General features: G+C 72.9%; 21 protein-coding genes, 2 tRNA genes and 1 pseudogene. 6 read left to right on the forward strand and 18 right to left on the reverse strand.

What is annotated here, in order from left to right; translation table 11 throughout:
- Positions 1 to 91: 91 nt before the first annotated feature.
- The 12 genes and pseudogenes from yajC to pgsA all read right to left on the reverse strand — a co-directional run bounded on the left by yajC (position 92) and on the right by pgsA (position 9629).
- Complete coding sequence (yajC, locus tag OU787_RS04360; RefSeq protein WP_107066505.1) at positions 92 to 496, reverse strand: preprotein translocase subunit YajC; 405 nt, start codon at positions 494 to 496, stop codon at positions 92 to 94.
- Positions 497 to 680: 184 nt separating this feature from the next.
- Positions 681 to 1778, reverse strand: coding sequence for a Holliday junction branch migration DNA helicase RuvB (gene ruvB / locus OU787_RS04365; protein WP_268658601.1), 1098 nt, complete (start codon positions 1776 to 1778; stop codon positions 681 to 683).
- 80 nt (positions 1779 to 1858) lie between these two features.
- Positions 1859 to 2470 carry a Holliday junction branch migration protein RuvA gene (ruvA, locus tag OU787_RS04370; protein WP_030459123.1) on the reverse strand — a complete coding sequence of 204 codons (612 nt, stop codon included), beginning with the start codon at positions 2468 to 2470 and terminating at the stop codon, positions 1859 to 1861.
- 221 nt (positions 2471 to 2691) lie between these two features.
- Positions 2692 to 3210, reverse strand: a pseudogene (gene ruvC, locus OU787_RS04375) (crossover junction endodeoxyribonuclease RuvC); the annotation flags it as partial.
- Positions 3211 to 3322: 112 nt separating this feature from the next.
- A complete protein-coding gene (locus OU787_RS04380) occupies positions 3323 to 4078 on the reverse strand; it encodes a YebC/PmpR family DNA-binding transcriptional regulator (RefSeq protein ID WP_030459121.1) in 756 nt (251 codons plus the stop codon).
- Positions 4079 to 4176: 98 nt separating this feature from the next.
- Positions 4177 to 4788: a pyridoxal 5'-phosphate synthase glutaminase subunit PdxT gene (gene pdxT, locus OU787_RS04385; protein WP_030459120.1), complete on the reverse strand. Its 612-nt coding sequence runs from the start codon at positions 4786 to 4788 to the stop codon at positions 4177 to 4179.
- 98 nt (positions 4789 to 4886) lie between these two features.
- Positions 4887 to 5798: a pyridoxal 5'-phosphate synthase lyase subunit PdxS gene (gene pdxS, locus OU787_RS04390; protein WP_030459119.1), complete on the reverse strand. Its 912-nt coding sequence runs from the start codon at positions 5796 to 5798 to the stop codon at positions 4887 to 4889.
- 146 nt (positions 5799 to 5944) lie between these two features.
- Positions 5945 to 6490: a hypothetical protein gene (locus tag OU787_RS04395; RefSeq protein WP_030459118.1), complete on the reverse strand. Its 546-nt coding sequence runs from the start codon at positions 6488 to 6490 to the stop codon at positions 5945 to 5947.
- Between the two features lie 19 nt (positions 6491 to 6509).
- A complete protein-coding gene (locus OU787_RS04400; RefSeq protein WP_030459117.1) occupies positions 6510 to 6872 on the reverse strand; it encodes a tautomerase family protein in 363 nt (120 codons plus the stop codon).
- A 29-nt stretch (positions 6873 to 6901) separates the two neighbouring features.
- The gene (locus OU787_RS04405; RefSeq protein WP_030459116.1) at positions 6902 to 8074 is read right to left on the reverse strand and encodes a glycosyltransferase family 4 protein; all 1173 of its coding nucleotides are present in this window, start codon (positions 8072 to 8074) and stop codon (positions 6902 to 6904) included.
- Positions 8071 to 8976 carry a phosphatidylinositol mannoside acyltransferase gene (locus tag OU787_RS04410; RefSeq protein WP_030459115.1) on the reverse strand — a complete coding sequence of 302 codons (906 nt, stop codon included), beginning with the start codon at positions 8974 to 8976 and terminating at the stop codon, positions 8071 to 8073. The genes OU787_RS04405 and OU787_RS04410 overlap by 4 nt, the downstream gene beginning before the upstream one ends.
- The gene (gene pgsA, locus OU787_RS04415) at positions 8973 to 9629 is read right to left on the reverse strand and encodes a phosphatidylinositol phosphate synthase (RefSeq protein ID WP_123557439.1); all 657 of its coding nucleotides are present in this window, start codon (positions 9627 to 9629) and stop codon (positions 8973 to 8975) included. Before pgsA ends, OU787_RS04410 begins: the two co-directional genes overlap by 4 nt.
- Before the next feature lie 291 nt (positions 9630 to 9920).
- Here pgsA and OU787_RS04420 point away from each other — a divergent pair, with 291 nt between their 5' ends.
- Positions 9921 to 11933 (forward strand): elongation factor G, encoded by a 2013-nt coding sequence (locus tag OU787_RS04420; protein WP_268658602.1) that lies wholly within the window; start codon positions 9921 to 9923, stop codon positions 11931 to 11933.
- 7 nt (positions 11934 to 11940) lie between these two features.
- Here OU787_RS04420 and OU787_RS04425 read toward each other — a convergent pair whose 3' ends face one another.
- Positions 11941 to 12363 carry a thiol-disulfide oxidoreductase DCC family protein gene (locus tag OU787_RS04425; RefSeq protein ID WP_030459112.1) on the reverse strand — a complete coding sequence of 141 codons (423 nt, stop codon included), beginning with the start codon at positions 12361 to 12363 and terminating at the stop codon, positions 11941 to 11943.
- 191 nt (positions 12364 to 12554) lie between these two features.
- Between OU787_RS04425 and OU787_RS04430 the strand changes: the two genes are divergently transcribed.
- The gene (locus OU787_RS04430) at positions 12555 to 14198 is read left to right on the forward strand and encodes a hypothetical protein (RefSeq protein WP_030459111.1); all 1644 of its coding nucleotides are present in this window, start codon (positions 12555 to 12557) and stop codon (positions 14196 to 14198) included.
- A 63-nt stretch (positions 14199 to 14261) separates the two neighbouring features.
- On the opposite strand, the gene OU787_RS04435 is transcribed toward OU787_RS04430, so the two are convergent.
- Positions 14262 to 14819, reverse strand: a complete 558-nt coding sequence (locus tag OU787_RS04435) for an HIT family protein (protein WP_030459110.1) — start codon at positions 14817 to 14819, stop codon at positions 14262 to 14264.
- A gap of 84 nt (positions 14820 to 14903) precedes the next feature.
- Entirely contained in the window at positions 14904 to 16883 is a 1980-nt protein-coding gene (gene thrS, locus OU787_RS04440) for a threonine--tRNA ligase (RefSeq protein ID WP_268658603.1), read from the reverse strand.
- A 268-nt stretch (positions 16884 to 17151) separates the two neighbouring features.
- Between thrS and OU787_RS04445 the strand changes: the two genes are divergently transcribed.
- Positions 17152 to 17916, forward strand: coding sequence for an exonuclease domain-containing protein (locus OU787_RS04445; RefSeq protein ID WP_268661801.1), 765 nt, complete (start codon positions 17152 to 17154; stop codon positions 17914 to 17916).
- 77 nt (positions 17917 to 17993) lie between these two features.
- On the opposite strand, the gene OU787_RS04450 is transcribed toward OU787_RS04445, so the two are convergent.
- Together OU787_RS04450 and OU787_RS04455 are read right to left on the reverse strand one after the other, a co-directional pair.
- Positions 17994 to 18065 (reverse strand) — tRNA-Val (locus OU787_RS04450).
- A 185-nt stretch (positions 18066 to 18250) separates the two neighbouring features.
- A tRNA-Val gene (locus OU787_RS04455) sits at positions 18251 to 18322 on the reverse strand.
- A 449-nt stretch (positions 18323 to 18771) separates the two neighbouring features.
- Here OU787_RS04455 and OU787_RS04460 point away from each other — a divergent pair.
- From OU787_RS04460 to OU787_RS04470, 3 genes are all read left to right on the forward strand, one after another.
- Positions 18772 to 19185, forward strand: coding sequence for an SsgA family sporulation/cell division regulator (locus tag OU787_RS04460; protein ID WP_030459107.1), 414 nt, complete (start codon positions 18772 to 18774; stop codon positions 19183 to 19185).
- A gap of 321 nt (positions 19186 to 19506) precedes the next feature.
- Positions 19507 to 20100 (forward strand): CGNR zinc finger domain-containing protein, encoded by a 594-nt coding sequence (locus OU787_RS04465; RefSeq protein ID WP_030459106.1) that lies wholly within the window; start codon positions 19507 to 19509, stop codon positions 20098 to 20100.
- 44 nt (positions 20101 to 20144) lie between these two features.
- Positions 20145 to 20633 carry a DsbA family protein gene (locus OU787_RS04470; protein ID WP_030459105.1) on the forward strand — a complete coding sequence of 163 codons (489 nt, stop codon included), beginning with the start codon at positions 20145 to 20147 and terminating at the stop codon, positions 20631 to 20633.
- Between the two features lie 23 nt (positions 20634 to 20656).
- Here the strand turns inward: OU787_RS04470 and OU787_RS04475 are convergent, their stop codons facing one another.
- Positions 20657 to 21502 (reverse strand): GNAT family N-acetyltransferase, encoded by an 846-nt coding sequence (locus OU787_RS04475; RefSeq protein WP_268658604.1) that lies wholly within the window; start codon positions 21500 to 21502, stop codon positions 20657 to 20659.
- Positions 21503 to 21544: the final 42 nt, after the last annotated feature.

A 21544-nucleotide genomic window follows, 5' to 3' on the forward strand; every position in this document is an offset into this window, starting at 1 on the left:
GCGGGGGCGGAAGGCGGCGGACGCACGACGGCCCAAGAGGTCCTGTTGGGCTTGCGGCGGATGCCGCTGGTCGAGGGTGACCCCGACCGTACTACTTGCTCTCGGGAGCCTCGGCGTCGACCTTCGCCTCGTCCTTCGCCTCGTCCTTGGACAGGCTCAGCGGCTTCTCGTCGGCAGCCGCGTCGAGGGCCTCGACGGCCTCGTCGGACTCGTCCTCGGCGGGGCGGCCGTTGATGATCGCGTCGTACTCCAGCGGCTCCAGGACGGCCGCGATCGCGCCCTTGGTGTAGTGGGCCACCACACCGGGGGCGACCTCCAGCTCGACCGTCTCGTCGTTGACCGCCTTGACCAGCGCGTACATTCCGCCGATGGTGCGAACACCGGACCCCGGCTGGAGCGCGGTCTGCATGCTCTGCATCTGGGCCTGACGCTTCTTCTGCGAGCGCATCATCAGGAAGATGGCGAGGAGCGGGAGGAGGAAGATGATGAATTGCACAGCCAGGGTCCTTTGTAGGCCGCCGGTGCGGCGGCCAGTGCGTATACGTCGGCCCGTCGGGTGACTGGGGCGGTCCGGCGGAGTCTAGGCGACCCGCACTGAACGGACAACGCCAAGCATGCCAGTGTGCCGCCGAAAGTGGCGAGCCTTGGCATGCACATAAACTCCCGATAAGGCAGCGGAGTTATCCCTGGCCCTGCCCCTGGCCGTCGGCCCACAGCCCGTTCTGCTGCCCGCCCCGCGCCCCGCCCGACGCCCGCGCCGCCTGCGGCGGGGTCAGCCCCAGGTGCTGCCAGGCCGCCGCGGTGGCGACCCGCCCGCGCGGGGTGCGCGCCAGCAGGCCCTCCCGGACGAGGAAAGGTTCAGCCACCTCCTCGACCGTCTCCGCCTCCTCGCCCACCGCCACCGCCAGCGTGGACAGGCCCACCGGGCCGCCGCCGAACAGCTTCAGCAGCGCCTCCAGCACCGCCCGGTCCAGCCGGTCCAGACCGCGCGCGTCGACCTCGTAGACCTCCAGCGCCCGCGCGGCGATCTCCCGGGTCACCAGGCCGTCGTGCCGGACCTGCGCGAAATCCCTCACCCGGCGCAACAGCCGGTTGGCGATCCGCGGCGTGCCGCGCGAGCGGCCGGCGATCTCGGCCGCGCCCGCCGGGTCGATCTCCACGTCCAGCAGGCCCGCCGAACGGTGCACCACCCGCTCCAGCTCGGCCGGCGCGTAGAACTCCATGTGCCCGGTGAACCCGAACCGGTCGCGCAGCGGCGGCGGCAGCAGGCCCGCCCGGGTGGTCGCGCCGACCAGCGTGAACGGCGGCAGCTCCAGCGGGATGGCGGTGGCGCCCGGGCCCTTGCCGACGATCACGTCGACCCGGAAGTCCTCCATCGCCAGGTACAGCATCTCCTCGGCGGGCCGGGACATCCGGTGGATCTCGTCGAGGAACAGCACCTCGCCCTCGGTCAGCGAGGACAGGATCGCCGCCAGGTCGCCCGCGTGCTGGATCGCCGGGCCGGAGGTGATCCGGATCGGGGCGTTCAGCTCCGCCGCGATGATCATCGACAGGGTGGTCTTGCCCAGCCCGGGCGGGCCGCTGAGCAGCACGTGGTCCGGCGCCGCCCCGCGCTTGCGGGCCGCCTGCAGCACCAGCGAGAGCTGCTCGCGCACCCGCTCCTGCCCGATGAACTCCTCCAGCAGCTTGGGGCGCAGCGCCGCCTCCACCGCCTGGTCCTCGCCGTCGGCGGACGCCGTCACCAGGCGGTCAACGGGCTCGGACTCGTACGGGCTCATCGGAAGACTGCTCCCCTTTGTCGACTTGGTGACGGATCGTCACATTGCTTCATCGTGTTTCCGGGGGATCCCGGCGGGCCTCAGCGGGCCCGGTTCAGCCCCCGCAGGGCCAGCCGCAGCAGCGCGCCGACGTCCGGCACCGGCTGCGCCTCGGCCTCCGGCGTCACCCGGGCCACCGCCTCCTCCGCCTCCCGCGGAGCGTAGCCCAGGCCCACCAGCGCGGAGTGCAGCTGCTCGTGCCAGGGCGCCGGGCCGGACGCCACCGGCTTCTGCGCCGGGACGGTGCCGTGCGGGGCACCGAGCTTGTCCTTGTACTCCAGCAGCAGCTTCGCCGCCTTCGCCTTGCCGATGCCGGGCACCGCGATCAGCGCCTTCTCGTCGCCGCCCGCCACCGCCGCCCGCAGCGCCTCCGGCGAGTGCACCCCCAGGATCGCCTGGGCCAGCTTCGGCCCCACCCCCGGCGCCGCCTGCAGCACCTCGAACGTCGCCCGCTCGTCGTCGTCCACGAACCCGAACAGCGTCAGCGAGTCCTCCCGGACCACCAGCGAGGTCGCCAGCCGGGCCACCTCCCCCACCCGCAGCGTCGCCAGCGTGGTCGGCGTGCACTGCACCGCCATCCCCACCCCCCCGACCTCCACCACGGCCACCCCGGCCCCCACCACCGCAACCGGCCCCTGCACAAAGGCGATCATGGCGTCGTTCTTTCCCTTCGGTGGTTGGACGTCGAACTGCGGTGCTGCCGGGTGCCCCGTCAGGGGCGCGGGGAACTGCGCGAGCGGCCCGGCGCCCTGCCGTACGCCGCCCTGGGTGGGGCTGCCTGCTGCTCGGACGGATCCTGCTGCTGGGCGTCTCCCGCTTCGCGCAGTTCCCCGCGCCCCTGATTCCGCCCGGGTGCGCCGCCGTGCCAGGAACTCCCGCCCGCGCCGTGGGCCTTGATCGCCGCGGTCAGGCGGTTGGTGCTGCCGCCGCGCCAGATGTGGCAGATGGCCAGGGCGAGGGCGTCCGCGGCGTCGGCGGGCTTGGGCGGGGCGTCGAGTCGCAGCAGCCGGGTGACCATGGCGGTGACCTGCGCCTTGTCGGCCCGGCCGGAGCCGGTGACGGCGGCCTTGACCTCGCTGGGGGTGTGCAGCGTGACGGGGATGCCGCGCCTGGTCGCGCAGAGCACGGCGACCGCCGAGGCCTGCGCGGTGCCCATCACGGTGCGGACGTTGTGCTGGGCGAACACCCGCTCCACCGCGACGAGTTCGGGCCGGTACCGGTCGAGCCAGGACTCCAGGCCCTGTTCGATGGCCAGCAGCCGGGGGCCGATCTCGTCCTCCGGCGGGGTCCGCACCACGCCGACGCCGAGCATCGTCAACTGCCGCCCGGGCAGCCCTTCGACCACGCCGACGCCGCACCTGGTCAGCCCAGGGTCCACACCCAGCACTCGCACGGCCCCACCTCTCTCCGACCTGCGCAGGTTACTCCCGGCCACCGACAGGCGGCCCCGGACACGCCTCCGCCCGGCGGCCACCAGCGGGCCACCGGGCGGGGAACGGCCGGACTCAGGCGTCCAGCTCGGCCATGATCTCGTCGGAGACGTCGAAGTTGGCGAAGACGTTCTGCACGTCGTCGCTGTCCTCCAGCGCGTCGATCAGCTTGAAGATCTTGCGGGCGCCCTCGGCGTCCAGCTCGACCTGCATGCTGGGGACGAAGTTGGCGTCGGCGGAGTCGTAGTCGATGCCCGCGTCGACCAGCGCGGTGCGGACCGCGACCATGTCGGTGGCCTCGGACATCACCTCGAAGGCCTCGCCCAGGTCGTTGACCTCCTCGGCGCCGGCGTCCAGCACGACGTCCAGGATCTTGTCCTCGTCCACGCCGTCGGCCTTGGGGACGATCACGACGCCCTTGCGGTTGAACAGGTAGGACACCGAGCCCGGGTCGGCCATGTTGCCGCCGTTGCGGGTCATCGCCACGCGCACGTCGGAGGCGGCGCGGTTGCGGTTGTCGGTGAGGCACTCGATCAGGACGGCCACGCCGTTGGGGCCGTAGCCCTCGTACATGATCGTCGAGTAGTCGGCGCCGCCGGCCTCCGCACCGGAGCCGCGCTTGACGGCCCGGTTGATGTTGTCGATCGGGACGGAGCTCTTCTTGGCCTTCTGGATGGCGTCGTAGAGCGTCGGGTTGCCCGCGGGGTCGCCGCCGCCGGTGCGGGCCGCCACCTCGATGTTCTTGATCATCTTGGCGAAGAGCTTGCCGCGCTTGGCGTCGATCGCGGCCTTCTTGTGCTTGGTGGTAGCCCACTTAGAGTGGCCGGACATCGCCAGCTCCTTTTCGTCGCCAATGGGAAATGAACAGGGGAGATCCTACCGGTGCCGCACCGTCAGGTGGCACACGGTCACTGCGCCGCACCGGGCGCTCAGCGCCCGGCGGCCTCGACCATCCGGACGAAGTACTCGTGGACGCGGTGGTCGCCGGTCAGCTCCGGGTGGAAGGAGGTGGCCAGCAGGTTGCCCTGGCGGACCGCGACGATCCGGGCCTCCGGGCCGTCCGCGGCCGGCACCTCGGCCAGCACCTCGACGCCCGCACCGACCGCCTCGACCCAGGGGGCGCGGATGAACACGCCGGTGACCGGGTCACCGGCCAGGCCGGCGAACGGGATCGCGGTCTCGAAGGACTCGTTCTGCCGGCCGAAGGCGTTGCGGCGCACCGTCATGTCGATGCCGCCGACGCCCTCCTGGTCGTCCCGGCCGTCCAGGATCTTGTCGGCCAGCAGGATCATGCCCGCGCAGGTGCCGTACACCGGCATGCCGGCCGCGACCCGCTCGCGCAGCGGGTCCATCAGGCCGAACAGCACCGCCAGCTTGGAGATGGTGGTGGACTCGCCGCCGGGCATCACCAGCGCGTCGACCTCGGCCAGCTCCTCGGGGCGGCGCACCGGCCGGGCCAGCGCGTCGGCGGCGGCCAGCGCCACCAGGTGCTCGCGGACGTCGCCCTGCAGGGCCAGGACGCCGATGGTGGGGGTGCTCACGGTCTCACTACCTCTTCGTTCTCGAACTACAGGGCCCGGGAGCCACGCAGCGGCCCGCCGTACCGGGAACTCGCACGGCGGGCCGGACGCGTGGGTACTTACCAGCCGCGGTTGGCGTAGCGCTCGGTCTCCGGCAGGGTGTCGCAGTTGATGCCGACCATGGCCTCGCCCAGGTTGCGGGAGGCGTCCGCGATGATCTTCGGGTCGTCGAAGAAGGTGGTGGCCTTCACGATGGCGGCGGCGCGCTTGGCCGGGTCGCCCGACTTGAAGATGCCGGAGCCGACGAACACGCCCTCGGCGCCGAGCTGGCGCATCAGCGCGGCGTCGGCCGGGGTGGCCACGCCGCCGGCCGAGAACAGCACGACCGGCAGCTTGCCGAGCTCGGCGACCTCGCGGACCAGCTCGTACGGGGCGCGCAGCTCCTTGGCGGCCGCGTACAGCTCGTTGTTGTCGAAGCCGCGCAGCTTGGCGATCTCGTTCTTGATCTGGCGCAGGTGGCGGACGGCCTCCACCACGTTGCCGGTGCCGGCCTCGCCCTTGGAGCGGATCATGGCCGCGCCCTCGGCGATCCGGCGCAGCGCCTCGCCCAGGTTGGTGGCGCCGCAGACGAAGGGGGTGGTGAACGCCCACTTGTCGGAGTGGTTGACCTCGTCGGCCGGGGTGAGCACCTCGGACTCGTCGATGTAGTCGACGCCGAGCGACTGCAGCACCTGGGCCTCGACGAAGTGGCCGATCCGGGACTTGGCCATCACCGGGATGGAGACCGCGGCGATGATCTCCTCGATCATGTTCGGGTCGGACATCCGGGCCACGCCGCCGTCCTTGCGGATGTCGGCCGGAACGCGCTCCAGCGCCATGACCGCGACCGCACCGGCGTCCTCGGCGATCTTCGCCTGCTCGGCGTTGACCACGTCCATGATCACGCCGCCCTTGAGCTGCTCGGCCATGCCGCGCTTGACCCGGGCGGTGCCGACCTGGGGCTGCTCAGCGGAAGTGGGGGTGGTGGACACGTAAGACCTCACTCAGGGATGAACCGGTGCTATCGATCCATCGTAGGCCCGGCGACCCCACGACCCATGCGCCACATGGTCCAGGGCCGTCCCCGGCATACGACAATCAGGCCAGCGGCCCGGTTTCGGCAGGAAACGCTGTCAGCCTACGCGGGCGCGCCCTCGGGCGTGAGGGCCACCGGGGGCTCGTCGTCCATCTCGAAGGCCATCGGGAACGGCGCCCGCCCCGCGAGGCGGAAGTAGCGCACCAGCCGGTGCTCGCGCACCGCCCGGGCCGCCCGCACCGCGTCGTTGTGGAAGCGCCGCGCCATCGGCACCCGGCGCACCGCCTCGACCAGGTCGCGCACCGCCTCCTCGCCGCCCGGCGCCGCCCGCAGGGCGCCGACCTGCGCCGGCTCGTCCAGCACCGCCCGCAGCGCCAGGCTCAGCTCGCTCTCCGCGACCTCGCGCTGCTCGTCCTCGGCCTGCCGGGCCGCGTGCGCGGCCTCCAGCAGCAGGATCGACGCGGCCGGGTCCAGCAGCGAGGAGGTGGCCAGCTCCACCGCGACCGAGGAGCGGCGCAGCAGCTGGGCGTCCAGCGAGGCCCGGGCGGCGTCGATCCGGGCGTGCAGCCGGTCGAGCCTGCCCGCCGTCCAGCTCAGGTAGACGGCGAACAGTACGACGGCCGCAACGGCCCAGATCCAGGTAGCCACGGGGCGCTACGGTACCGGCTCAGCCCCCGAGGACCGCCGAGCGGTAGGCGAGGTGGTCCAACTCCTCGACCTGGACGGCGACCTGCACCGCTCCGGCGTCCGCCCCCAGGTACTCGGGCAGCGCCTCCACCACCGCCCCGGCCAGCGCCGCCTTGGCCTCCGCGCTGCGCCCCGGGAAGACCTCGACCCGGACCGCGACCAGCGCGAAGGTCTCGGCGTCCGCCCCGACCACGTTCTCCTCGGTGCGCCGGAACCTGGTCTTGCACTTCTCCGGCTTGGCGTCCAGCAGCTTCACCGCCAGCCGGTTCAGGGCCAGGCCGAAGCCGCGCCGGTCGAAGGAACCGGCGAGCCGGTCGGTGTAGTCGACGGTGATCAACGGCATGCGGGGCTACCTCTCGGGGCGGTGCGGGGTCATCGGCTCTGGCGCGGACGCCGGTCGGACGGTTCCAGCTCGGCCACCGGGGGCCGCCCGTGGGTGACCGTCTCGTACACCGACAGCACCTCGGCGCCGACCGTCTCCCAGTCGAAGCGCCGCACGTGCCGGGAGGCCGCCTCGCGCAGCGCCAGCAGCCGCTCCGGGCTGCCCAGCAGCTTGACCGCCGAGGCGGCCAGCGCGTCCGCGTCCTCCACCGGGAACAGCTCGCCGGCCGCGCCGCCGTCCAGCACCTGGCGGAACGCGTCCAGGTCGCTGGCCAGCACCGGGGCGCCCGCCGACATCGCCTCGACCAGGATGATGCCGAAGGACTCGCCGCCGGTGTTCGGCGCCACGTACAGGTCCACGCTGCGCAGCAGCCGGGCCTTGTCCCGGTCCGAGACCATGCCGAGGAACTCGACCCGGGCCCGCACCTCGGGCGCCAGGCCCGCCACCGCCTCCTCCTCGTCGCCCTTGCCCGCGACCAGCAGCCGCACGCCCGGGCGCTCGGCCAGGATCCGCGGCAGCGCGGCCAGCAGCGTCGGCAGGCCCTTGCGCGGCTCGTTGATCCGCCCGATGAAGCCGATCGTCCCCGGGCCGCCCTCGGCCGCGCCGCCCTGCCACTTCGGCTCCGGCTCGGCGTCCGCGAAGAACCGCACGTCCACGCCGTTCGGGATCACCACCGCGTCCCCGCCCAGGTGCTCGACCAGGGTGCGCCGGGCGTACTCGGACACCGCGATCCGGCCCGACATCTTCTCCAGGCCCGGCTGCAGGATCGGCGAGGCCGCGATCATCGCCCGCGAGCGCGGGTTGGAGGTGTGGAACGTCCCCACCATCGGCCCGGTCGCCGCCCAGGCCGCCAGCATCGACAGCGACGGCGAGTTCGGCTCGTGCACGTGCAGCACGTCGAACCGGCCCTCGCGCAGCCAGCGCCGCACCCGGGCCGCCGACAGGATGCCGAAGCTCAGCCGCGCCACCGACCCGTTGTACGGCACCGCCACCGCCCGCCCCGCCGAGACCACGTACGGCGGCAGCGCCTCCTCGTCCTCCGCCGGGGCCAGCACCGACACCTCGTGCCCCAGCCGGATCAGGTGCTCCGCCAGGTCCCGGATGTGGAACTGCACCCCGCCGGGCACGTCCCAGTCGTACGGGCACACCACGCCGATCCTCACGACGCCTCCCGACGGGGCGTCAGGTCGGCCAGCCACAGCTTCTGCAGCATGTGCCAGTCCACCGAGTGCTCGCGGATCGCCTCCGCCCACACGTCGGCCATCGCCTGGGTCATCGCCGCGGCCTGCTCCTGCCGGGTGCCCTCGCCGGACGGCACCACCTCGGGGTGCACCTCGGCCCGCAGCATCGCCCCGTCGTACCAGAGCGACACCGGGAACAGCGCCGCCCCCGTCCGCTGGGCCAGCGCCGCCGGACCGGCCGGCATCCGGGTCGGCTCGCCGAAGAAGTCCACCTGGATCCCGGCCTCCGAGAGGTCCCGGTCGCCCACCAGGCACACCAGCTTGCCCTCGCGCAGCCGCCGCGCCAGCGTCCCCACCACCGAGACCTGGGAGCCGGTCAGCGCCAGCACCTCCATCCCCAGGCTCTCCCGGTAGGCCACGAACCGGTCGAACAGCGACTCCGGCTTCAGCCGCTCCGCGACCGTGGTGAACGGGAACCCGCCCGCCGAGGCGATCCACGCCCCCGCCAGGTCCCAGTTCGCCATGTGCGGCAGCGCCAGCACCGCGCCCCGCCCGGCCGCCATCGCCTCGTTCAGCTGCTCCAGGTTCTTCACCGTTATGGCACCGGCGATCCGCTCCCGGCTCCAGGTCGGCAGCCGGAACGACTCCCGCCAGTACCGCAGGTACGAGCGCATCCCGGCCCGGGACAGCTCCCGCAGCCGCACCGCGTCCGCGTCCGGGTGGACCCGCGACAGGTTGGCCTCCAGCTGCCGCACCCCCTTGCCCTGCCGCCGCCACGCCACGTCGGCGATGGTGTCGAACAGGCCGCGGGCCACCGGCTCGGGCAGGTGCTTGAGCCCCGCCCACCCGGCCGCGTACGCGGCGTCGACCAACCGTTCCCTCACTTGACCCCCTCGGCGGCGGCCGCCGCCTCCAGCTCCGCCGACTCCCGGCGCACCGTCAGCATCCGCTGCGCCACCGTCACCAGGCTGCCCGCCGCGACCGCCCACAGGGCGACCGGCAGCAGCCACTCGATATACGGCACCCCGAACTTGTGCAGGCCCGCGAACCCGGCCGCGGTCAGGCTGATCACCAGCCGCTCGGCCCGTTCCACCAGGCCCGAGACGTTCACCGGGAAGCCCAGCGACTCGCCGCGCGCCTTGGTGTACGACACCACCTGGCCGCTGGCCAGGCAGAAGATCGACACCGCGCACAGCAGGTCGTTGTTCCCGCCCCCGGCGTACCACATCGCCAGACCGCCGAAGATCGCCGCGTCGGCGACCCGGTCCAGCGTCGAGTCCAGGAACGCGCCCCACTTGCTGGAGCGGCCCGCCTGGCGGGCCATGTTGCCGTCCACCAGGTCGGAGAAGATGAACAGCGTGACGGTGATCACGCCCCAGAAGAACTCCCCGCGCGGGAAGAACACCAGCGCGCCAGCCACCGACCCGGCCGTACCGATCAGCGTGACCGCGTCCGGACTGACACCCCACCGCAGCAGCATCGCGGCGAACGGGGTGAGGACACGTGTGAAGAAGGCACGCGCGTACTTGTTGAGCATGGCCTTCCGGTCCGCTCCGCTCCTCGGATTGGCACCCGCGAGCAGCCAGGCCCTGTCCGGTCGATCCTGCCGGGCGCACGACGCCGGGCATCCCGCCTGGCCGCACGTCCGAACCACCCAAGTACATCCAGTACGAGGGCGGCTCGGGCGCACGCCCAGCCGGGCGCCCAACGCCGCGCGCTGGTCCGACAGGATCGACCGGACAGGACCTTGCCCGCCGGGCGGCCGCGCGAATGGACCCGCCCGGCCGGACAATGGTATCCACGCTGATCGAGCGGCAGGAGGCCAGCCATGCCGGACCGGACGGCCCACACCCCCGCACCGCCCGCCGACCGACCCGACCGGCTCCGCAACGTGGCCCTGGTCGGGGCCGGCGGAGCCGGGAAGACCACCCTCGCCGAAGCGCTCGCCCACACCGCCGGCGTCCTGACCAGACCCGGCACCGTCCCCGACGGCACCACCACCGCCGACTGGGAGGACATCGAGCACCAGCAGCAGCGCTCCGTCCAGCTCGCCCTCCTCCCGCTCCCCTGGCGCGACCTCAAGGTCAACCTGATCGACGCCCCCGGCTACGCCGACTTCGCCGGCGAACTCCAGGCCGCCCTGCGCGCCGCCGAAGCCGCCCTGTTCGTCCACTCCGCCGCCGACCCCGAGGTCCCGCGCCCGGTCCGCGCCCTGTGGCAGCAGTGCGAGGACGCCCGCCTCCCCCGCGCGATCGTCCTCACCCACCTGAACACCGCCCGGGTCCGCCTCGACGACGTCCTGCGGATGCTCCAGGACACCCTCGGCACCCCCGACACCGTCCGCCCCCTGCACCACGCCGACCTGCGCGACGGCCACCTGTACGGCAGCACCGACCTGCTCACCGGCCGCACCTACGGCGCCCCCGGCGACACCCCCGACCTGGCCGCCGAACGCGCCCGCCTGGTCGAGGCCCTGGCCGGCGAGGACGACACCCTGATGGCCCGCTACCTCGACGGCGAGCCCCTGGAGACCGCCGCCCTCACCGCCGGCCTGCGCCGCGAACTGCTGGCCGGCACCCTGCACCCCGTCCTGGCCACCGCCCCCGACGGCACCGGCTGCGACGCCCTGCTCGACCTGCTCGCCGACGCCTTCCCCTCCCCCGCCGACCGCACCGACGCCCTCCCCGCACCGGACCCGGACGCCCCGCTCACCGCCCAGGTCGTGCACACCGGCGAGGACCCCTACCTCGGCCGCCTCAGCCTGCTCAAGGTCTTCACCGGCACCCTGCGCCCCGACACCGCCGCCCACCTCCCCGACGGCACCGAGGAACGCCTCACCGCCCTGCACAGCCCCCTCGGCCACCAGCTGCGCCCCGTCCCGCAGGCCGTCGCCGGCGACCTCGCCACCGTCACCAAGCTCACCGCCGCCCGCACCGGCGACACCCTCACCACCGACCGCACCGTCCTACCGCCCTGGCCACTGCCCGAAGCCCTGCTCCCCACCGCCGTCCGGGCCCACTCCAAGGCCGACGAGGACAGGCTCTCCCAGGCCCTCGGCAAGCTCGCCGCCCAGGACCCGGCCCTGCGCGTCGAACAGAACCCCGACACCCACCAGCTCGTCCTGTGGTGCACCGGCGAGGCCCACCTCGCCGTCACCTTCGACCGCCTCACCACCCGCCACGGCGTCCACATCGACACCGTCGACTACCGGGTCGCCCTGCGCGAGACCTTCGCCGCCCCCGCCGACGGCCACGGCCGGCACGTCAAGCAGTCCGGCGGCCACGGCCAGTACGCCGTCTGCGACCTCACCGTCGAACCACTGCCCGGCGGCGGCTTCGAATTCGTCGACCGCGTCGTCGGCGGCGCCGTCCCCCGCCACTTCGTGCCCTCCGTCGAGAAGGGCGTCCGCGCCCAGCTCGCCCAAGGCCTGCACGGCCACCCGATGACCGACGTCCGGGTCACCCTCACCGACGGCAAGGCGCACTCCGTCGACTCCTCCGACGCCGCCTTCCAGACCGCCGCCGCCCTCGCCCTCAAGGAAGCCGCCGACCACACCGCCGTCGCCGTCCTGGAACCCGTCGACGAAGTGCGCGTGCTGCTCCCCGACGAGTACCAGGGCGCCGTCCTCACCGACCTCTCCGCCCGGCGCGGACACGTCCTGGGCACCGAGGTCGGCGGACCCGGCCTCAGCCTGGTCCGCGCCGAGGTCCCCGAGCTCGAACTCACCCGCTACCCGCTCGACCTGCGCTCGCTGTCGCACGGAACCGGCCAGTTCACCCGCAGCTACCTGCGGCACGCCCCGATGCCCGCCCACCTCGCCGCCCGGCACACCGACGGCTGACCCGCCGTCAGGAACGCCGCGGCAGCGCGCACGCCGGAGTACCGCCCGGCATCCGGTCCCGGTTCTTCGCCACCCAGCGGTAGACCACGTCCGCCACCGGCCGAACCGGCGCCAGCGCCAGCGCCCCGCCGGCCCACGCCCACAGCCCGCCCGACCGCATCAGCAGCCGCGCCAGCGCCTGCGCCCCGCCGTACACCCGGCGGTCCGGCGTCACCCACAGCACCTCCCGCGAGGCCCGCTCCGCCGACACCTCCCCGCCGGTGAACTCCGCCAGCGCCGCCATGTCCGCGAACTGCCACGCCACCGCGTCCCACCCCGCCGAGGACAGGCTCTGCCGCGGGTAGCGCTCCGCCCACCGCACGCAGCTGGAACAGAACGCGCAATCACCGTCGAAAACCAGCACCGGCCCCGGTGCGTACGCACTCGTCATGCCCGAGATCCTCCACCCCCGCGGCACCGGCCGACAAACCGGGGGCGTCGAACCCGCCCGCACGGGGCAGCATCACCCCGGAAACGCCGCGCGCGGCCGATATGTGACCCAGGATCAGCCGATGATCCGCACGGCCCGGCCCCCGCACGGTAACCTGCCGCAGATCGATCAGGGGAGAAGGAGCTGCACAGGTGACTCAGCTCGACATGACGCCGGGCGCGCAGGTACCACGGACGGACGTCGGCAACCAGACCGCGGTCACCCAGGCGTTCTCCTCCGCCGCCTACCGCAACGGCGACTACACCGAACTGGAAGTCCTCACCGGAGTCACGGTCAAGAAGGGCAAGTTCGCGCTCTTCCGCCCCAGCGCCGGCGAGGCCTTCAGCCGCGCCCTGATCGACCGCACCCTCGGCGGCGGCCGCAAACCGCTGGTCCCCTCGCACGGCACCGACGTCCGGATGGTCGTCGAGCACTGCCTCGCCGCCGAGGACCTCCGCGAGGCCCGGGACCGCAAGCTGGCCGGCCTCAGCCTGCTCTTCGGCCTGCTCTTCCTGCCCGGCACCCTGGTCTGGCTGGCCGCCTACCAGGCCCGCGCCTGGCTCGGCAGCAAGAAGTCCGCCGCCAAGGACGGCTTCATCGGCACCCTGGCCCTGCTGCTCGCCCTCGGCCTGACCCTCCTGCTGCTGATCCGCCCGCCCTTCGGCGGCCCGCTCGGCCTCTACTTCCGGGTGGTGATGCTCGGCCCGGTCCTCGGCTGGTACCTGGCCAAGCGCACCGTGGTCGCCAGCGTCATGCAGCAGCGCGCCCGCTGGGGGGACCTGGTCGGCGGCAGCCCGGTCGCCGCCGTCGTCCCCAAGGCCGTCCCCAAGGACCACCTGGACAAGAAGGCCAACGCGCTCAAGGCCGGCCTGGACCGCCTCACCACCGAACAGGCCACCAACGTCCAGCACCAGGCCGGACCCAAGGGCATCCTCGGCATCGGCGCCCGCTGGGCCGAGTGGTCCCTGGCCGAGGACCTCCGCCCCGCCGAGGGCCACACCGACTTCCGGACCTTCCACGTCGCCGACCTCACCCGCCGGATCGCCGACCGCCTCTCCGGCCTGACCAGCAGCGACGTGCCCAACGGCGGCCTGCCCCGCCCGCAGATCAGCCACTGGGTGCTGCTGGACATCGGCGAGGGCGCCGACGAGATCGGCCGCCCCTCCGGCCCCGACATGGACGGCGACCGGATGCGCGACTTCGCCGTCCAGGAACTCGCCAGCAAGCAGAGCCTCGGCGCCGAGACCCGGCACCGGATCGCCGTCCAGTTCGTCCTGCACAAGGGCCAGTTGGTCGCCACCATCGTCGTCAACGTGATGGTGCTCGCCCACAACCTGCAGATCCACGTCACCCCGCACACCCTCGGCCCGATCAACGGCTACTTCACCGGCAAGCCGAAGGTCCCCGAGAAGGACGTCACCAAGACCTTCCGGTTCTGGGAGACCCGCACCGTCCAACTCCCGGTCGTCACCGACCTCGAAGTGGTCCGGCAGGCCGTCCGCGCCCCCTTCCACAAGATCCCCGGCCTGCAGAAGTGGCTCGGCGGCTCGATCGCCTTCCCCGAACCGCTCTGCCTGCGCCAGGCCTGGGCCGACCCGACCTGGAACAGCCGCTTCAAGTCGGACGACACCATCTACCTGCCCCGCCCGATCGTCGGCATCATCCACGCCGCCGTGATCGAGTTCCTCGAGGAGCACGACGTCGCCACCGACCGGATCACCAACCGCTCCAACATCCTGCGCAGCGAGATCCAGGGCACCCGCCCGTTCCGCGCCGACAAGTACGACGCCGGCTGACCGGACCCGCCGCACGAGCAGCAGGGGCGTACGGGAACCCTCCCGCACGCCCCTGAGCCGCTGTCAGACCGGCCACACCTCGGACAGCATCTTCCGGGTGTCCGCCAGCAGCTGCGGCAGCACCTTGGTCTGCCCCACCACCGGCATGAAGTTCGTGTCCCCGCCCCAGCGCGGCACCACGTGCTGGTGCAGGTGCGCGGCGATCCCGGCCCCCGCGGCCGCCCCCTGGTTCATCCCGATGTTGAACCCGTGCGCCCCCGACGCCGCCCGCAGCGCCGTCATCGCCTTCTTGGTGAACTCCCCCAGCTCGGCCGTCTCCGGCCCGTCCAGCTCGGTGTAGTCCGCGACGTGCCGGTACGGCACCACCATCAAGTGCCCGCCGTTGTACGGGTACAGGTTCAGCACCGCGAACACCGACTCGCCGCGCTGCACGATCAGCCCGTCCTCGTCGCTCAGCTTCGGGATCGAGCAGAACGGACAACCGTCGTCGGGAGCCGGCCCGGTGGGCTTGTTCTCGCCCTGGATGTACGCCATCCGGTGGGGTGTCCACAGGCGACGGAAGCCGTCCGGCTCCCCCACGCCCCGCTGCAGTTCCGGCTCACTCGTCATGCCCGCCAGCATAAGCGCCACGGCCCACGAACAGAGCAGTGCGGGGCGCCCTCCCGAAGGAGGCCGCCCCGCACCGTCACGTCAGTCCCGCAGGTCTCAGACCTGCACCCGGCTGCGCACCGCCTCGACGATCTCCGCGATCGCCTCGGCCTTCGGCACGCCGTTCTTCTGCTCACCACTGCGGTAGCGGAACGACACCGCGCCCGCCTCGACGTCGTCGTTGCCCGCGATCAGCATGAACGGCACCTTGGTCTTCTGGGCGTTGCGGATCTTCTTCTGCATCCGGTCGTCCGAGGTGTCGACCTCGACCCGGATCCCGTGCTTCTTCAGCTCGGCCGCCACGTCCAGCAGGTACGGCACGTGCTCGTCGGTGATCGGGATGCCGGTGACGGTGACCGGGGCCAGCCACGGCGGCATGGCGCCCGCGTAGTGCTCCAGCAGCACCGCGAAGAAGCGCTCGATCGAGCCGAACAGCGCCCGGTGGATCATGACCGGCCGCTGCCGCGAGCCGTCCGCCGCGGTGTACTCCAGGTCGAAGCGCTCCGGCAGGTTGAAGTCCAGCTGGATGGTGCTCATCTGCCAGGTCCGGCCGATCGCGTCGCGCGCCTGCACCGAGATCTTCGGGCCGTAGAAGGCCGCGCCGCCCGGGTCCGGCACCAGCGGCAGGCCCTGCTTCTCGGCCACGCTGGCCAGGACGGCGGTGGCCTCCTCCCACGCGTCATCGCCGCCGACAAACTTCTCCGGGTCCTTGGTGGACAGCTCCAGGTAGAAGTCGTTCAGGCCGTAGTCGCGCAGCAGGTCCAGCACGAAGGTCAGCGTGCGGTCCAGCTCGTCGGCCATCTGCTCGCGGGTGCAGTAGATGTGCGCGTCGTCCTGGGTGAAGCCGCGGGCGCGGGTCAGGCCGTGCACGACGCCGGACTTCTCGTAGCGGTAGACCGTCCCGAACTCGAAGAGGCGCAGCGGCAGTTCGCGGTAGGAGCGGCCGCGCGCGTCGAAGATCAGGTTGTGCATCGGGCAGTTCATCGGCTTGAGGTAGTAGTCGACGCCCTCGTCCAGCTGCATGGGGGGGTACATGCCGTCGGCGTACCAGTCGAGGTGGCCGCTGGTCTCGAACAGCTTCCCCTTGGTGGCGTGGGGGGTGTAGACGAACTCGTAGCCCTCCTCCTCGTGCCGCTTGCGCGAGTAGTCCTCCATGGTGCGGCGGATGATGCCGCCCTTGGGGTGGAAGACGGCGAGGCCGGAGCCGATCTGCTCGGGGATCGAGAACAGGTCGAGCTCGTTGCCGAGCTTGCGGTGGTCGCGCTTGGCGGCCTCCTCCAGGAAGTCGAGGTGGGCCTTGAGCTCGTCCTTGGTGGGCCACGCGGTGCCGTAGAGGCGCTGCAGCATGGGGTTGCGCTCGCTGCCGCGCCAGTAGGCGGCGGCCGAGCGCATCAGCTTGAACGCCGGGATGTGCCGGGTGCTGGGCAGGTGCGGGCCGCGGCAGAGGTCGCCCCAGCAGAGCTCGCCGGTCTTCGGGTCGAGGTTGTCGTAGATGGTGAGCTCGCCGGCGCCGACCTCGACGTCGGCGCCCTCGCCGGCCGTGGCGGCCGAGCCCTTGAGGCCGATCAGTTCGAGCTTGTAGGGCTCCTTGGCGAGCTCCTCGCGGGCGGCCTCGTCGGTGACCACGCGGCGGGAGAACTTCTGCCCCCGCTTGATGATCTCCTGCATCTTCTTCTCGATGGTCTTGAGGTCGTCCGGCTGGAACGGCCGCTCGACGTCGAAGTCGTAGTAGAAGCCGTCCCGGACGGGCGGGCCGATGCCGAGCTTGGCCTCGGGGAAGACCTGCTGGACGGCCTGGGCCATCACGTGGGCGGTGGAGTGCCGCAGGATGTCGAGGCCGTCGGGGCTGGAGATCACGACGGGTTCGACCTCGTCGCCGTCCCGGACGACGTGGGCGAGGTCCTTGAGCTGGCCGCCGATCCGGGCGGCGATCACGGCGCGGTCGTCGGCGAAGAGCTCGGCGGCCGTAGTGCCCGTGGTCACCACGCGCTCTTCCCGATCGGGTTCGCGGTTGATGATGATCCGGACGTCCGTCACCGGTCTCTCCTGACGTTCTGGCTACCGTGGCGCAGCTGAACCGCTGCACCGTGCATGGTACCGAGCCGGGCCGCGTCCCCGTCGCCAAGGCCCGTTCGCGGCCCGGGTGATCGTCCGGTCACGTTCCGCGACGATCCGGCCGCCGGGACGGTTGGCCGCCCGCCAAGTGCGGTATCACTCCTGCACGGCGCTGCCGCTGCACCGGTCCTCGGTGGCAGCGGCCGCCCGGCAAGGACCGTGCGGCGTCTGAGGGGGCGTCATGCAGCAGATCCGTTCCTGGTACCGCGGCCCGCTGGCGTCCTTCGACACCGAGACCACGGGTGTCGACGTCGAGCGGGACAGAATCGTTTCGGCCGCCCTGGTGGTGCAGCCCGCACCGGGCCGGGAGGCCGCCGTCCGGACGTGGCTGGCGAATCCGGGGGTGCCGATCCCGGAGCCGGCCCGCGCGGTGCACGGCATCTCGGACGAGCAGGTGCGGGCGCACGGCCGGCCGCCGCGGGCGGTCGCGGTGGAGGTGGCACTGGCCCTGGCCGAGCAGTCCCGGGCGGGCGTGCCGCTGGTGGTGATGAACGCTCCGTACGATCTGACGCTGCTGGACCGGGAGTTGCGCCGGCACGGGGCGGGTTCGCTGCCGGAGGTGCTGGGCGGCGCGGAGCTGCTGGTGCTCGACCCGCGGGTACTGGACAAGCAGCTGGACCGCTACCGCAAGGGCCGCCGCACGCTGACCGACCTGTGCGCGCACTACGGGGTCTCGCTGGTGGGCGCGCACGACGCGGCGGCGGACGCGCTGGCGGCGATGGACCTGGTGCGCGCGGTGGCCTCCCGGCACGAGGCGCGCCTCGGTGCGCTGACGCCGGCCGAGCTGCACCTGCGGCAGGCGGTGTGGCACGCGGCGCAGGCACGCGGCCTGGAGCGGTGGTTCGAGCGCGCGGGCACCCCGGAACGGGTGGACACGGCCTGGCCGATGCGTCCGGCCCGCTGCCACTGCGGCGAGCGCCTGGAGCCGGGCCACGCCTGCGAGTTGGCGGCCTGACGCCCCGTCGGGACCGCCCGGCCCGGGAAACGCCGCAGGCCCCGACAGCGTGGTCGGGGCCTGCGGTTGGTGCTCGGTGGGCGATACTGGGATCGAACCAGTGACCCCTTCGGTGTGAACGAAGTGCTCTCCCGCTGAGCTAATCGCCCGGGCAACGAGAAGAACTGTAGCACCACTTGGGCCCCGGTTCACAATCCGTTCCCCGGACGGTCCCCCAGTTCCCGTTCCGGGACGGCACGTTGAATGACCGTCAGAACTCGGCGCCCGGTACGCGGAAAAGGCGTAGGGCCCCGACCTGATAAACAAGTCGGAGCCCTACGCCTGTGCATTCCGGTGGGCGATACTGGGATCGAACCAGTGACCCCTTCGGTGTGAACGAAGTGCTCTCCCGCTGAGCTAATCGCCCGGGTGCAGGGAAAACATTACCCCATCCGCGCGGGTGCTCCGAACACCCTCGCCACCGCCGCGCCCGCCCCGCTCCCCCGCCCCCGGGGCCGGCCCCCGCCCGACCGCCCCGACCAGCGGCGCGGGCCGGGCACGCCGAGTGACGCCCCCGGTCGGGGCGGTCGCCGGGCCGGGCCGGACGGGGGGCCGGCCAGGCGCGCGCCGGACCAGGTTCGTGGGTTCCTCCAGTCCCGCCGCGGCCGCCCCGGTGCGACCCCCGGTAATGCCCTGCCGTTACCGGTCCGCCGCTCGGGCGACCGGACCGGCCGGGGGATTCCGCAATGCGCCGGAAGGGGTACGACTCGCACCGGAATCGGGACAGACGGGTTTACACCGGGCTTTCAGGTGGGATGGTCCGTTCGCCGACGTGCGATTCCCCGAGCGCACACTGAGCGAAAGGCCCTGGCGCTTATGAACACCACGGTCAGCTGCGAGCTGCACCTGCGCCTCATCGTGTCCAGCGAGTCGTCACTGCCCGTCCCCGCGGGCCTGCGCTACGACACTGCCGACCCCTATGCCGTGCACGCGACGTTCCACACCGGAGCAGACGAGACCGTGGAGTGGGTGTTCGCCCGCGACCTCCTCGCGGAGGGGCTGCACCGACCGACCGGTACCGGCGACGTCCGGGTGTGGCCGTCCCGCAGCCACGGTCAAGGCGTGGTTTGCATCGCCCTGAGCTCTCCGGAAGGAGAGGCCCTGCTGGAGGCCCCGGCCCGGGCGCTTGAGTCCTTCCTCAAGCGGACGGACGCCGCGGTGCCCCCCGGCACCGAACACCGTCACTTCGACCTCGACCGGGAGCTTTCCCACATCCTCGCCGAGAACTGAGCCCCGAACGAGTACGGCCCGCCGTCGCGCGGCGGCGGGAACGCCTCGATGCGCACCGTCCTACTCGGGGGCACGGTCGCAGCTCGCAGCCGCCACGGCGGCCTCGGGGCCGGCCCCGGGCGTCCCTCCCACCGGAGCGGACGCCCGGGGCCCAGTCACGTCCGGGTCCGGGCCGCGTCCGGTCGGATCCGGTCGCTTCACGTCACGGCCTGGTCACGTCCCGGCCCGCGCACCCGCCCCGGTGACGGCCCGGGCCGGTAGAGTCGGCGCGCGATGACCGACGCGACGGCCCCCGGCCGGCGCCGCGTGAGGAGCCCCCACGTGCTGATCACCCATGACACCGAGTGCGCGCTGAGCATCCTGGTGGAGCTGCTGAACACGGCGCCGGAGGCGTGCGGCAGCGAACAGCTGCCCGACGTGGCGGCGCTGAGCGCGTTCGTGGTCCGGCAGGAGATCAGCGAGATCGACTCGCTCGGTCCGGCGGACCTGGCCGCCGTGCACGAGCTGCGCTCCCGGCTGCGCGAGGTGTTCTCGGCCGGGTCGGTCGAGCGGGCCGCCGGGCTGGTGAACGCCCTGGTCGCGGAGGCCGGGACCACGCCCCGGCTGACCAACCACGACCACCACGGCTGGCACATCCACTACTTCGCCCCGCACGCCGCGATCGGCCGGCACCTGGCCGCCGAGCTGAGCATGGCGCTGGCGTTCATCGTGATGGCCGGCGAGCTGGAGCGGCTGCGCCGCTGCGAGGCGCCGAGCTGCGCCCGGGTCTTCGTCGACCTGTCCCGCAACCGTTCGCGCCGCTACTGCGACAGCCGCACCTGCGGCAACCGGCTGCACGTCGCCGCGTACCGGGCCCGGCAGCGCTCGGCGGAGGCCGCGGCCGAGGCGGAGGCGGTGCCGGCCCCGGGGCGCTGAGGCGGCGGTCGGCGGGGCGCCGCCGACCTGGGAGACTTGGCGGCATGAGTGATTCCTCGCTGCCCCGTGTCGAGTTCTGGTGCGATCTGCTGTGCCCCGACTGCCGTACCGCGCTGGACGACGTCCGGGCGCTGCGGGAGCGGTTCGGCGACGCGCTGACCGTCGAGCTGCGGCACTTCCCGCTGGAGAAGCACAAGTACGCGTACCCGGCGGCCGAGGCGGCGGCGGAGGCGTTCGAGCAGGGGCGCGGCTGGGAGTTCGTGGAGGCCGTGCTGGAGCGGCTGGCGGACGTCGAGCGGGGCGGGGCTCCGGTGCTGGTGGAGATCGCCGGTGCGGTGGGCGTGGACGCGGACGAGGTGGACACCGCGCTGGTCGACGGGCGGCACATGCTGTGGGTCGACTCGGACGTGGCGGAGGGCCGGGCGATCGGGGTCAAGGGCACGCCGACGTACGTGGTGGCCGGGAAGCGGCTGGACGGCGGGCAGTCGCAGGAGGGGCTGCGGGAGCGGATCGTCGAGCTGCTGAACGGCTGAGGGCGGCCCGGGGCGGGGGGTGGTCAGCCCAGGGGTTTGCTGAGCAGGTGCCGGGTGGTCCGGTAGCCGAGCGACTCGTACAGCCCGATCGCCACCCCGTTGTCGCGGAAGACGTTGAGGCCGAGGTGGCGGACGCCGGCCCGCAGGCACTCGCGTTCGGCGATGTGCATGAGGGTGCGGCCATGGCCCCGGCCGCGGTGTTCGGGGGCGACCTTGACCAGCATCACCCAGGCGAGCGGGCTGCCGTCGGGGAGGCGGTCCTGGTGGAGGGTGACCCAGATGCTGCCGAGGACGCGGCCGTCGGCGTCCAGCAGGTGGCGCAGTGCGGTGCCGACGGTGCCGGGGCCGACCGGGAGGGCGCGGCGGTGGTCGTTCTCGGCGCGGGCGGTGGCTTCGTCGGGGCCGAGGCCGGCGGTGAGCAGTTCCTCGCGGTAGCCGGCGACGGCGTCCCGGCGCCAGTCCGGGTACTCCTCGGCGGTGATCGGACGGTCCGTCAATCCGTCTGGTATCGGCGGGAGTTGGGCGAGGTCCTTGCCGAGGTTGCGCATCTGTTCGGTGTAGCCGAGGGTGTGCGCGAGGTGCAGGGCGACGGTGGCTCCGGCCGGGACGGTGACCTGGGCGCGGGCGCAGCCCCAGGAGCGGAGGACCTCCTCGGCGGCCAGGGCGGCGACGGTGGCGCGGCCGCGGCGGCGGTCCGGTTCGGCCACTTCGAGTTCGCAGATCTCGCCGGGGTACTGGCCGGTGCGGGCCCACGCGTTGGTGCGCAGGCCGCCCGCCCGGCGGCCGTTCACCATGATGTGCCAGCGCTGCGTCCGCCCGCCGCCGACGCCCGCTTCCTCGGGCCCGTCGGGCCGCAACGTGGTGGTCATGCCGTCTCCCTTTCCCGCCCCGGACGTTCTTCTATCCCCGTG

This window comes from Kitasatospora sp. YST-16 (assembly GCF_026802215.1).
Taxonomy (GTDB): Bacteria; Actinomycetota; Actinomycetes; order Streptomycetales; family Streptomycetaceae; genus Kitasatospora; species Kitasatospora cineracea.